We start from the raw sequence: 11867 nt of genomic DNA, 5'->3' as shown, positions 1-11867 counted from the left end.
CTTTACTTGCCGCTTACGCTCACGCCGTAGAAGGAGTTCAAGCCAAATGGGCTGATCTTGAAGTCCTGCACGTTGTTGCGCATGGGTTGATACACCGTCGAGTGCGCGATAGGTGTCATCGGGACTGCATCTTTGAGGATATGTTGCGCCTGCTTGTACAGCTCGGTGCGTTTGGCTACGTCGGAAGTCGCCTTGGCTTCTTTCACGATGCCGTCGAATTTCTTGTCGCACCACTTGGAGAAGTTGTTGCCGGCCAGGGAATCGCAGCCGAACAGCACGTTCAGCCAGTTGTCCGGGTCACCATTGTCGCCGCTCCAGCCAATGATCATGGCCTGGTTCTCGCCGCCTTTGGAGCGCTTGATGTACTCGCCCCACTCGTAGCTGACGATGTTCACTTTCAGGCCGATCTGTTTCCAGTCGTTCTGCAGCATCTCGGCCATCAGCTTGGCATTCGGGTTGTACGGGCGTTGAACCGGCATGGCCCACAGGGTGATCTCGGTGCCTTCTTTAACGCCGGCTTCCTTGAGCAGTTCCTTGGCCTTGGCCACGTCGTGCGGAGCATCCTTGATGGTGGTGTCGTACGACCACTGGGTTGGCGGCATGGCGTTGACAGCCAGTTGGCCTGCGCCCTGGTAAACCGAGTCGATGATCTGCTGCTTGTTCACCGACATGTCCAGGGCTTCACGCACCCGGATGTCCGACAGCGGGTTAGGCGCGGTCTGGCCCTTGAGCACCGGCATCACGTTGTAGGCGATGTAGCCCAGGTTGAAACCGGCCTGGTGCGGCAGTTTCAGGTCCTTGTCTTCACCCAGCGCCTTGAGGTCGGCTGGACGCGGGAACAGGGTGACCTGGCATTCGTTTTTCTTCAGCTTCTGGATACGCACCGACGGGTCGGTGGTGATGGCGAAGATCAGGTTGTCGATCTTCACATCGGAAGGGTTCCAGTAATCCTTGTTGCCGGTGTAGCGGATGTTGGAGTCTTTCTGGTAGCTCTTGAACACGAACGGACCAGTGCCGATTGGCTTCTGGTTGATGTCCTGGGCCTTGCCTTCCTTCAACAGCTGGGCGGCGTATTCAGCCGACTGGATGGAGGCGAAGCTCATGGCCAGGTTCTGGATAAAGGCGGCGTCCACAGTGCCAAGGGTGAACTTGACGGTGTGGGCATCGACTTTCTCGATGTTCTTGATGTTGGTGTCCATACCCATGTCCGTGAAGTACGGGAACTCGGTTGGGTAGGCTTTACGGAATGGATCGTCTTTATTGATCATCCGGTTGAAAGTGAACAGTACGTCGTCAGCCGTGAATTCACGAGTTGGCTTGAAGTACGGGGTGGTGTGGAACTTGACGCCTTCACGAAGGTGGAAGGTGTACGTCAGGCCATCCGGGGAAACGTCCCAGGTAGTGGCCAGCCCAGGAATCACGGCGGTGCCGCCGCGCTCAAACTGGGTCAGACGGTTGAACATGGTTTCGGCCGAAGCATCGAAGTCTGTTCCGGTGGTGTACTGGCCTGGGTCAAAACCGGCCGGGCTCCCTTCGGAGCAGAACACCAGATTGCTCGCCGCTTGGGCGAAAGGTGCAGCAGCCATTAAACCGGCGCTGACTAATAACGGAATGACTGCGTGTTTAAGCATGTTGGCCTCATGATTTGTTGTCATTTTTGGTAGTGAGGGCGACCTCGTGAGTCGACCTGCGGATACTTATGCAGGGGCCATACCCATTGCAAGATGTTGAGAGCCTACAACGGCTAAACAGTGGTACGAACGTACACGAATGTCGCATATGTGTAAGTTCAGACACATTTACGCACTTTTGAAGGGTTTTTTCGGTGCAGTGAGCGCACCACAAATGCCCAGCCGAGGCGTCTGGCGCACTCGGTTGGGGCGGGGCTGTTACTTATTCAGACTGACGCCATAGAAGGGGGTAAGCCCAAACGGGCTGATCTTGAAATCCTGCACTTCCTTTCGAAGTGGCTGGAAAACCGTCGAGTTCGCGATAGGCGTTATAGGTACCTGTTCCTTAAGGATTTTTTGTGCCTGTTGATACCACTTGATCCGCTGCTCGCGGTCGCTGCTGACCTTCGCTTCCTGCACCAGCTTGTCGTACGCCGGGTTACACCATTTCGCGTAGTTGCTGCCCTTCACCGCAGCACAACTGTAGAGCACGCCGAGCCAGTTATCCGGGTCACCGTTGTCGCCCGTCCAGCCGTAGATCATCACGTCATGCTCGCCGGCCTTGGCGCGTTTGATGTACTCGCCCCACTCATAGCTGACGATATTGGCCTTGATGCCGATCTTGTCCCAATCCTGCTGGATCATCTGGGCCGACATTCGGGCGTTGGGGTTGGACGCGCGTTGAACCGTCATCGCCCACAGGTTGATGGTGGTACCTGGTGCAACCCCTGCTTCTTTTAGTAGCGCCCGAGCCTTGGCCGGATCGTAGGGCGCGTCCTTGATGGTGGGGTCATAAGACCACTGCGCCGGCGGTAATGCGTTCTGCGCCAATTGCCCGGCGCTTTGGTACACCGCTTTGATGATGGCCGGCTTGTCGATGGCCATGTCCAGGGCCTGGCGCACCTTTAGCTGGTCCAGCGGCGGGTGGGTCACGTTGTAGGCGAGAAAGCCCAGGTTGAAACCGGCCTGCTGAAGCACCCGCAGGTTGGGGTCCTGTTTCATCACGTCGATGTCGGAAGGTCGCGGGTAACCGCTCACCTGGCATTCACCGGCCTTGAGCTTTTGCAGGCGCACGGCGGCATCCGGGGTGATCGAGAACACCAGGTTGTCGAGCTTCACATCCTCAGGCTTCCAATACTGGGTGTTGGCGCTGTAGCGAATCTGCGAATCCTTCTGGTAACGCTTGAACACGAACGGCCCGGTGCCCACCGGCTTCTGGTTGATGTCGGCGGCCTTGCCTTCCTTGAGCAACTGCGCGGCGTATTCGGCGGATTGCACCGAGGCGAAGCTCATGGCCAGGTTTTGCACGAAGGAGGCGTCAACGTTATTGAGGTTGAAGCGCACGGTGTGCTCGTCGAGTTTTTCGACGCTTTTTATCGTGGTGTTCAATCCCATGTCGGTGAAGTAGGGCGATTCCGACGGGTAGGCTTTACGAAACGGGTTCTCGGGATCCAGCAGGCGCTGGAAGGTGAACAGCACATCGTCGGCGTTGAAGTCGCGGGTGGGGGTGAAGTAGTCGGTGGTGTGGAACTTGACGCCGTCCCGCAGGTGGAAGGTATACGTCAGCCCGTCTGTGGATACGTCCCAGCGGGTTGCCAGGCCGGGTTCGACTTCTGTGCCGCCGCGCTTGAACTGGGTCAGGCGGTTGAACACGGTTTCGGCGGACGCGTCAAAGTCGGTGCCGCTGGTGTACTGGCTGGGGTCGAAACCGGCGGGGCTGGCTTCGGAGCAATAGACCAAGGTGCTGGCCGCCTGGGCCATCGGCAGAAACGCCAGCAGGCCGGTGGCAAGGAGCAGCGGTTTTAAGGTGATTCTTTCCATGGAGACCCCTGAAATGGCAGGTGAACGCTGCGCAAACGAAAACGGCGGTCACCGAGGTTACCGCCGTTCAGGTTTATCAGGTAGAGGGCAGGGGGCCAGGCGCTGTGCTTGTTAGCCCTCTATTGGCAACTGCGCGTTTTAAACATCGGTTACAACGGACAGTTGAACACTGCTGGGTGCGTGCTTCTCGATAATGTAGGGATTGCTGTCCGTGCCGATTTCATTGCTCTCCCTTATGGTAAATGTGCGTCTGGTCGTGATCTCGACGCCAGGCACCTTCATCAGATCCTGGTCGGGATTCGAAACAGGGTTTTTGGAAACAACGCTGACCCGCGCGCTGTTATCAATGGGGTCGTATTCGATAGTGAACCTGGTCTCTCCTCCGCTGAGGTAATACCCGTCCTTGAGCCCGGAATCCAGCCCGTTTATGTACTGGGTGGCGGGTGCCAGAGAGCCTTGGTGGGCGACTTCAGAGATACGCGCGCGCATCAATGGGTTGGGAACTATCTCTTCGAATTGCTGCAGCCTTCCCGCTTTAAGCCCATCCTCGGTAGTGGCAGCGCTACTGAGCATTTTGCCGAGCCCGGGTTTTGCTTTGTTGATCACCAAGTAGTCGAAACGGTGAATGTCTTTTACAAAGCTGTCCGAGTAGTCGCCTGTGCCTAATGGGCTGGGCCTGGCTTTTTCGGCGTCCAGGACCGTGAAGTTTTCTTCTTCCAGCGCCCAGGAAACCTGGAATTTTTTTTCGGTGACCACCCCGTTCACTTGTTGGGTGTTTTGAACGGAATGCTCATATTTGACGTTTTCATCAAACCGCAAATATTCATCAATCTTTTCGGCTCCCTTGGTTTCCAGCCCGTTCACCTCGAAATTTTTCGCGATGGGTGAAGGAGGCCTCTGTTCGATGGAGGACGACGAAGACGAACTGCGGTTCCACGGCCATCCGCCCTTGCCAGTTGACCGCACCCATTCACCGTCGCGGGCATGGTTCACCGTCATCACGGGTTTGCGGGTAATGGGGTCAATAATCTGCACGTAGTTGTCACTGAGTTTGAAATCCCCCCTGATCTCGTACACCTTGCTGACGCCTGTGTCGTCGGTGTGCCGGATTAACCACTGGTCGGCGCCGTTACCGTCCTTGACCTGATAAATGCCCTTGGCGTTGGGTGTGCCAGTGGCAATTAAATGATCACCGTCTGCTACCGCATGGCCACTGATAGTGCCGGCCTGCGAAGGCTGTAGCCGATCAGGCAAGCCACGGCCGGTACGGCCCTCTTGCAGCGTGTTGATGGGGGTTGCCTGGCTGGGTAACGTCGCTGCGTTCTCGCCCGGTGCTGCAAACGGGTCTTCGACCTTCCCGCTGGCGCCGCCGGCCGAGAACAGCGTGTTAAGCGCGCCATCGAAGGCTTTCCAAGCGCCGTCGCTGCGTTCTGCCTGGTTGTCGCCCGAGGCGGCTTTTTCCGCACCCAATGCCAGTTCCGTGACACCGAGCACAGCGGCTATGGCGGCGACGGGCGCAGCGATTGGCGCCATGGGCGCGACCAACTTCGCAGCGGCGCATATGTTATTGAGCCAGGTGTCTCGGGTTACCTCGCTGTTGGATTTAATCGCGATGTCCGCATCGCTGATCATCCGTTCCTTCGTCTGGTCACGCATTTGGCTGAAAACATCACCTTCGATGCGCACATAGTTGCGATCAATGGTTTCGCCTTCCATCTGTGACCAATCACCATTGCCCAAGTGATCGAGCGAGGAGTCGACACCGAATTTTCCGAACACGCCGCCATCCTGGCGGTTGTACAGGGAGAAGTGCGAAGCGAGCGCCTCGCGTTTTTTCGGGTCCTTGGCTTGCTCAACCACCCATTCGTCCATCTTGTCCAGGGACGCAAACTTCAGGAATGCCGGCGTGGCACCTGGGATGTAGAGAATTTGCGTACCGTCACGCCGGTTGTTTTGATAGTTGTACTGCCCATCATCCAGGGCCGCGAACCGGATAATGTCGCTGGAGCCCCAGCCATTGATGTCAAACGAATAGGCCCGCAACTGGTGTTTGGCCGGTGCGTCTGCCTGCAGCTGGGCGACGGTCAGCGGTGCGTTTTCATCCTCGGGAACATTGGAGGCTGCCTTCATCACCAGTCGATAGTCATCCCGGGTGAACTGGTGTTCGGCCGGCATCAGCTTCTTTTCGAGGGCGGGCCTGGTGTCATTCGCGCTCAGTTGCTCGCGTGCCTGTTGAATAAACTGCCCTTTCAAGGCCGTGCGGTAATCTGCGCCCTTGGCGCTCCAGAAATCGTCTATTTTTGCACTCATGCGCGCCTGGAAGTCAGTTTTCCAACTGCCGTGCATCAGCGTCGAAGGGGCCAGGGGAAACTGATTGTGGGCACCGTAACCGCCCTTGGTGCTGTCTCCGCGTCCGACCTTGTAGATCCCGGCTTCGGCGTCAAGTTGGCCGGGGATTTGGTCATGTTCCGAGAAATTATCCAGTAACGCGTCCGGAAGGCGTTTGGAATAAAACGGTTCTTCATCCATGTGCATCGCGCCGGTCGCCGTGCCGGGCGAGGCATTTTGGGTGTGACGGAAGCGATTGAAATACAGGCTGTCGGGGTCTACGTGTTTCTGGCCGGTCTCTTTTTCGATCAACTCCCCAGCCCATTTTTTGGCTTCGTTGTGCACATTCGGGTAAGCCGTTGCCACCTCGCTCGTCAGGCGGGCAAAGGCCAACTTTTGCGGTGCGGCTAGATAAGATTGCCCGGCATCAGCCTTCTGTATTTCCAGGGCCTGCGCCGAGCGCAGGTTGGCAGGCCGCAGGGGGTCGTTTGGGGCAATGACATCGAAAGATTTGTTCTGATCGAGTCGACGGATTTGCGCCCTGCCCTCAGCCAGGTTGGCGGGGAGGGGCATGCCATAGAAACCCGCGACCACCTTCACGGAGACGTCCACGGTATTTTCGCCAGAGCGTATGCGTAACTCCTGGGCGGCGCGGGGGGCAATGACTTTGCCGGACGCAAGCAGTGGCCCTGAAACTTGTCCCCAGCCAGTGCCGTCGGTGAGAGAGAAGTCTTTTTTCGTACCGTCGACTTTGGCAGACATGGCACCGGTGGACGGGACAATCGTCAGGCTGGAGGGGTCAATTTTTTGCTCGCGCATCCAACCCTGGATAATCGGGTGCTCAAGTTGCGAGCGATGCAGTTCAAGCCATTGGCCCAACACCGTATCGGCCGCCACCTTGATAAAACCGGGCGGATGACCCTCGACCTTGCGCTGTATTGCCGCGATGTACGCCTGGAGCAGGGCGGAGTCGCCTGGCGCCGGCGCCTCAACGTGTCGCGGTTGCGTCGGTGCAGAGGCCTGCGTGTTGTGGGCGCTGGAAGGTGGATTGGGGAGCGCCGTCATTAAAGCTGCCTGCGGCGAGGAATGGCTATTTACGCTCAGCATGGACGGGGACAAATGATGGGACATGGTTGCGGTACTCGATAGTGGTTAGGACACATACCCGCAGAGCAATCCCTGTCAGCGTGGGGGGTATACATAGGTGTCGGAAAACGGATATCGATTCCGTAGTGCAGTCAGTAGTCAATTGCAGGATGTGTTGTCACTCCTAAAAAACCGTGCCTGCCCGAAGTTTCGTGGGTGGGGCGGTGCGGTTTCATACAGGCAAAAAAAACGCTGCCCGTAGGCAGCGTCATTGCAATCCAGGTACTGCTTGATCAGGGCATCTGGACTTCGATTACACCATCAGCGGTCATATTGACCTGGCTGGTACCTGCCTCGACTTCCGGCGTCGGTGCCGAATCCATCGCCGCGGCTTTCATCATCATCCCGCCGCGGGCATACGGTTGCGGGTAACCGTTGGTATTGAAATTCAAGTTAACGATCTTGTAGCCCTTGCCGCCCAGTGCCTCGGTGGCCAGTTGTGCGCGGGCCTTGAACGCGGTGACGGCTTCCTTGAGCAACGCATCTTCGCTGGCCTTGCGGGTCGGGTTGGCGATGGCGAAGTCCATGCTGTCCATTTTCAGGTTGGTCAGCATGTCGCCGGTGAGTTTGGACAGGGCGGCGAAGTCGGCACTTTCCATGCGCAGTTCAGCGCGTTCACGCCAGCCGGTGATTTTCTGGTTCTTGTTGTCGTAGATCGGGTAGCTGTTGCGGCTGCCCTGGCGCAAGGTCACGCCTTTGACTTCGCGGGCCTGGGCCAGCGCCTTGTTCATGGTGGTGGTAATTTCGGCGGCCAGCTTGGCCGGGTCGGTGTTCTGCGACTCGGTGTACAGGGTGACGATCATCTGGTCGCGCGCCACTTCCTGGCTGACTTCGGCGCGCAGGGCAATCTGGTTGTAATGCAGTTCATCAGCGGCCATGGCAGGCAGGCTGGCGAGGGTGGCGGCGCCGAGGGTGATAACGGCAGCACTGCGAATGAAACGTGACATGGAAGCTCCTTGAGATGTTCGTGTTCGGTAAGACTGTAGACGCAAGGTTTCAGTTCTTCGGGTTTACACAATCGCTACAAGTTGGCAGTTGCCGACGAACGGTCATGTTCCTGACCCCTGCGTCAAAGAGCCACACACGCCGTGCCAGGGCAGTCGCTTCGTTTATACTCCGTGCGATCCGCCTGCAGCGCTCATCGGGAGAGCTCATGCTCGCCGCCGTAAAACTGACTTCCGCCACCCGCCAGAACCTTTGGCGCCTGACGTTTATCCGCACCCTGGTACTGGCCGCACAGGCCGGTTCGGTGGGGCTTGCCTATTGGTTCAAGCTGTTGCCATTGCCTTGGTTGCAGTTGGCCGTGACCCTCGGTTTCTCCACGGTGCTGTGCGTATTTACGGTGATCCGGCTGCGTACCACCTGGCCGGTAACCGAGCTGGAATACGCCCTGCAACTGGCCTGCGACCTGTTTATCCACAGTGTGTTGCTGTACTTTTCGGGCGGTTCCACCAACCCTTTCGTGTCCTATTACCTGGTGCCGCTGACCATTGCCGCAGTTACCTTGCCGTGGCGTTATTCGGTGGTGCTGTCGGGTATCGCCCTGACCCTGTACACCTTGCTGTTGGCGCAGTTCTACCCGTTGCAGACCTTCCCCATCGCCCGCGAAAACCTGCAGATCTACGGCATGTGGTTGAGCTTCGCCCTGTCGGCGGCGGTCATCACCTTCTTTGCCGCGCGGATGGCCGAAGAGCTGCGCCGCCAGGAAGAACTGCGCGCCATTCGCCGTGAAGAGGGGCTGCGCGACCAACAGTTATTGGCCGTCGCCACCCAGGCGGCCGGCGCGGCCCATGAATTGGGTACGCCGCTGGCGACCATGAGCGTATTGCTCAAGGAAATGACCCAGGACCACCACGACCCGGCCCTGCAAGATGACCTGAGTGTGCTGCAGGAACAGGTCAAGCAGTGCAAGCTGACCTTGCAGCAACTGGTGCGCGCCGCCGAGGCTAATCGCCGCCTGGCCGTGGAGATGCAAGACGTGACCCAGTGGCTGGACGAAGCCCTGAACCGCTGGCACCTGATGCGTCCCGAAGCCAGTTACCGTTTCCACCTGCTGGGCCAGGGCGCTGTGCCGCGCATGGCGCCGCCGCCGGACCTGACCCAGGCGCTGCTGAACCTGCTGAACAACGCCGCCGATGCCTGCCCGGAAGGGTTGGAAGTGACCCTGAACTGGGACGCGGAAGACCTCACCATCAGCATTCGCGACCACGGTGCCGGTGTACCGCTGGCGATTGCCGAGCAGATCGGCAAGCCATTCTTTACCACCAAGGGCAAAGGCTTCGGCCTGGGCCTGTTTTTGAGCAAGGCCAGCGTGACCCGCGCGGGTGGCTCAGTGAAACTCTATAGTCATGAGGAAGGCGGCACGCTCACCGAGCTGCGCCTGCCCCGTGTCGCACGAGGAGACATCGATGAGTGACGAGATCCAAGTCGAAGGCGAAGAACTGCCGCACCTGCTGCTGGTAGATGACGACGCCACCTTTACCCGCGTGATGGCCCGCGCCATGAGCCGTCGTGGCTTTCGCGTGAGTACCGCAGGCTCCGCCGAAGAAGGCCTGGCCATCGCCACGGCCGACCTGCCGGAATACGCCGCCCTGGACCTGAAAATGGACGGCGACTCCGGCCTGGTGCTGTTGCCCAAGCTGCTGGAGCTGGACCCGGAAATGCGCGTGGTGATCCTCACCGGCTATTCGAGCATTGCCACCGCTGTCGAGGCGATCAAGCGGGGCGCCTGCAATTACCTGTGCAAACCGGCAGACGCCGACGACGTGCTGGCGGCCCTGCTTTCCGAGCACGCCGACCTCGACACCCTGGTGCCGGAAAACCCGATGTCGGTGGACCGCCTACAGTGGGAACACATCCAGCGCGTGCTGACCGAGCACGAAGGCAACATCTCCGCCACTGCCCGCGCCCTGGGCATGCATCGCCGGACGCTGCAGCGCAAGTTGCAAAAGCGCCCGGTCCGACGTTGAACGGCGACTGAACAACCTGCTTCAGGCTGCACGGAGCCCCGGATCGATCAGCTATGATCGATCCGACGCCTGTTCTTTATTTCCTACCGAGCCTGAACAATGAATCAGAACGCTGAGTATTCCGCGGTCAACGACGCGGTGCGTGGGCAATTTTTAAGGAAAGTATGGGCGCTGATCACCCCTTACTGGCGCAGCGAAGAGAAGGGCCAGGCCTGGCTGTTGCTGCTGGTGGTGCTGGGCTTGTCGCTGTTCAGCGTGGCGGTGTCGGTATGGTTCAACAGCTGGAACCGCGACTTCTACAACGCCCTCGAAAAGAAGGACTACGACGCCTTCACCCACTTGCTGATGTACTTCAGCGTGATTGCCGTGGTGGCGATCGTGACTGGCGTGTTCACCTCCTATTTGCAACAGATGCTCACCATCCGCTGGCGGCGCTGGCTGACCGAAACCTATTTCGCCAAGTGGTTGAGCCAGAAGAACTACTACCACCTGGAATACGGCGGCTACACCGATAACCCCGACCAGCGTATCTCCGAAGACCTCAACGCGTTCACCAGCAGCACCTTGAGCCTGGGGCTGGGCTTTATCAGCAACCTGGTGAGCCTGGTGTCGTTCTCGGTGATTTTGTGGGGCGTGTCCGGCAGCATCGAAGTGTGGGGCATCACCATTCCCGGCTACATGTTCTGGGCGGCGCTGGTGTATGCCGTGCTGGGCAGTTGGTTGACTCACTTGATTGGTCGAAAATTGATCAGCTTGAGTAACCGTCAACAGCGCTTTGAGGCCGACTTGCGTTTCAGCCTGGTGCGGGTGCGGGAGAACGCCGAGAGCATCGCGCTGTTCAATGGCGAGCCTAATGAACACCAGCAACTGAGTACGCGTTTCGGGCGGGTGTGGAGCAACTTCTGGAGCATCATGCAGCTCAAGAAGCGCCTGAATTTTTTCACCAGCGGTTACTCGCAGATCGCGATCATCTTCCCGTTTGTGGTGGCTGCGCCGCGCTATTTTTCCGGGCAGATAGAGCTGGGTGTATTGATGCAGGTCGCCAGTGCGTTTGGCAGTGTGCAGGGCAGCCTGAGCTGGTTTGTGGATGCGTACACCGTGTTGGCCAGTTGGCGTGCTACGTGTGATCGTTTGCTGAGTTTTGGCCAGGCGATGGAAGACAACGAAGGCCGCAACATGGGCATCGAGTTGCAACGCCAAGGCGGTGATTTGCAGGTGAGCAACCTCAATCTGGACCTGGCGGATGGTCGGCACCTGCTTGACGGCGCCAACCTGACCGTCGCCGAAGGTGAGCGCCTGATGGTCAGCGGTCGTTCCGGCAGCGGCAAATCCACCTTGCTGCGGGCCATGGGCAATTTGTGGCCAAACGGGCATGGCAACATTCGTTTGCCGGCCGAGCGTTATCTGTTCCTGCCGCAGAAGCCGTATTTGCCGATTGGCACGTTGCGGGGTGTATTGAGTTATCCACAGGAGGAGGGCGCCTACCCGGCGGAACGTTATGCACAGGTGCTGGAAACCTGCCGCCTGGCGCATCTGATTCCGCGGTTGGACGAAGCTAACCACTGGCAGCGGATGTTGTCGCCGGGTGAGCAGCAGCGTTTGGCGTTTGCCCGGGCGTTGTTGTTTGAACCGCAATGGCTGTACATGGATGAGGCCACGTCGGCGATGGACGAAGAGGACGAGGCGGCGCTGTATCAGGCGTTGATCGATGAGTTGCCGGGCTTGAGCATTGTCAGCGTTGGGCATCGCAGCAGCCTCAAGCGTTTCCATGGGCGGCATGTGCGGATCGAGAACGGCCAGTTGGTGGAGCAGGTGCTGGTTTGAGTCTTTGGGGCATATCCGTTTCTTCGGTAACGGCGGCTTAGGGTTCCGCTCTTACAGCCACCCCTTTCAAGGTCTTGGTTTAAAATCCCCCAACCGATTCAGTCAGGAC

Annotated in this window: 7 protein-coding genes; 3 read left to right on the top strand and 4 right to left on the bottom strand. The window is 58.6% G+C overall.

The genetic code is table 11. The features are described 5' to 3' along the window. Positions 1–2 precede the first annotated feature (2 nt). The 4 genes from ACZRN6_RS29890 to ACZRN6_RS29875 form a co-directional block, all read right to left on the bottom strand. Positions 3–1631, bottom strand: coding sequence for an ABC transporter substrate-binding protein (locus ACZRN6_RS29890; RefSeq protein WP_464009532.1), 1629 nt, complete (start codon positions 1629–1631; stop codon positions 3–5). 258 nt (positions 1632–1889) lie between these two features. Further along, positions 1890–3491: an ABC transporter substrate-binding protein gene (locus tag ACZRN6_RS29885; RefSeq protein ID WP_464009531.1), complete on the bottom strand. Its 1602-nt coding sequence runs from the start codon at positions 3489–3491 to the stop codon at positions 1890–1892. A gap of 138 nt (positions 3492–3629) precedes the next feature. Continuing rightward, a complete protein-coding gene (locus ACZRN6_RS29880; RefSeq protein WP_464009530.1) occupies positions 3630–6884 on the bottom strand; it encodes a dermonecrotic toxin domain-containing protein in 3255 nt (1084 codons plus the stop codon). 314 nt (positions 6885–7198) lie between these two features. Next, positions 7199–7912, bottom strand: a complete 714-nt coding sequence (locus ACZRN6_RS29875; RefSeq protein ID WP_322147529.1) for an SIMPL domain-containing protein — start codon at positions 7910–7912, stop codon at positions 7199–7201. 206 nt (positions 7913–8118) lie between these two features. Here ACZRN6_RS29875 and ACZRN6_RS29870 point away from each other — a divergent pair, with 206 nt between their 5' ends. From ACZRN6_RS29870 to ACZRN6_RS29860, 3 genes are all read left to right on the top strand, one after another. Then, complete coding sequence (locus ACZRN6_RS29870) at positions 8119–9381, top strand: ATP-binding protein (RefSeq protein WP_322147528.1); 1263 nt, start codon at positions 8119–8121, stop codon at positions 9379–9381. Then, positions 9374–9934 (top strand): response regulator transcription factor, encoded by a 561-nt coding sequence (locus tag ACZRN6_RS29865; RefSeq protein WP_003216016.1) that lies wholly within the window; start codon positions 9374–9376, stop codon positions 9932–9934. The genes ACZRN6_RS29870 and ACZRN6_RS29865 overlap by 8 nt, the downstream gene beginning before the upstream one ends. A 99-nt stretch (positions 9935–10033) precedes the next feature. Continuing rightward, on the top strand, positions 10034–11758 hold the full coding sequence (locus ACZRN6_RS29860; RefSeq protein WP_464009529.1) for an ABC transporter ATP-binding protein/permease: 1725 nt from the start codon (positions 10034–10036) through the stop codon (positions 11756–11758). Positions 11759–11867: the final 109 nt, after the last annotated feature.

The organism is Pseudomonas sp. A125 (assembly GCF_055409485.1).
Note: the sequence above shows the minus strand (reverse complement) of the source record. Positions and strands in the feature narration are given on the sequence as shown.

Excerpts from the sequence above, each read along its gene's own strand:
- ACZRN6_RS29890 (WP_464009532.1), bottom strand. The coding sequence starts at position 1,631 with ATGCTTAAACACGCAGTCATTCCGTTATTAGTCAGCGCCGGTTTAATG.
- ACZRN6_RS29885 (WP_464009531.1), bottom strand. The coding sequence starts at position 3,491 with ATGGAAAGAATCACCTTAAAACCGCTGCTCCTTGCCACCGGCCTGCTG.
- ACZRN6_RS29860 (WP_464009529.1), top strand. The coding sequence starts at position 10,034 with ATGAATCAGAACGCTGAGTATTCCGCGGTCAACGACGCGGTGCGTGGG.
- ACZRN6_RS29875 (WP_322147529.1), bottom strand. The coding sequence starts at position 7,912 with ATGTCACGTTTCATTCGCAGTGCTGCCGTTATCACCCTCGGCGCCGCC.
- ACZRN6_RS29865 (WP_003216016.1), top strand. The coding sequence starts at position 9,374 with ATGAGTGACGAGATCCAAGTCGAAGGCGAAGAACTGCCGCACCTGCTG.
- ACZRN6_RS29870 (WP_322147528.1), top strand. The coding sequence starts at position 8,119 with ATGCTCGCCGCCGTAAAACTGACTTCCGCCACCCGCCAGAACCTTTGG.
- ACZRN6_RS29880 (WP_464009530.1), bottom strand. The coding sequence starts at position 6,884 with ATGACGGCGCTCCCCAATCCACCTTCCAGCGCCCACAACACGCAGGCC.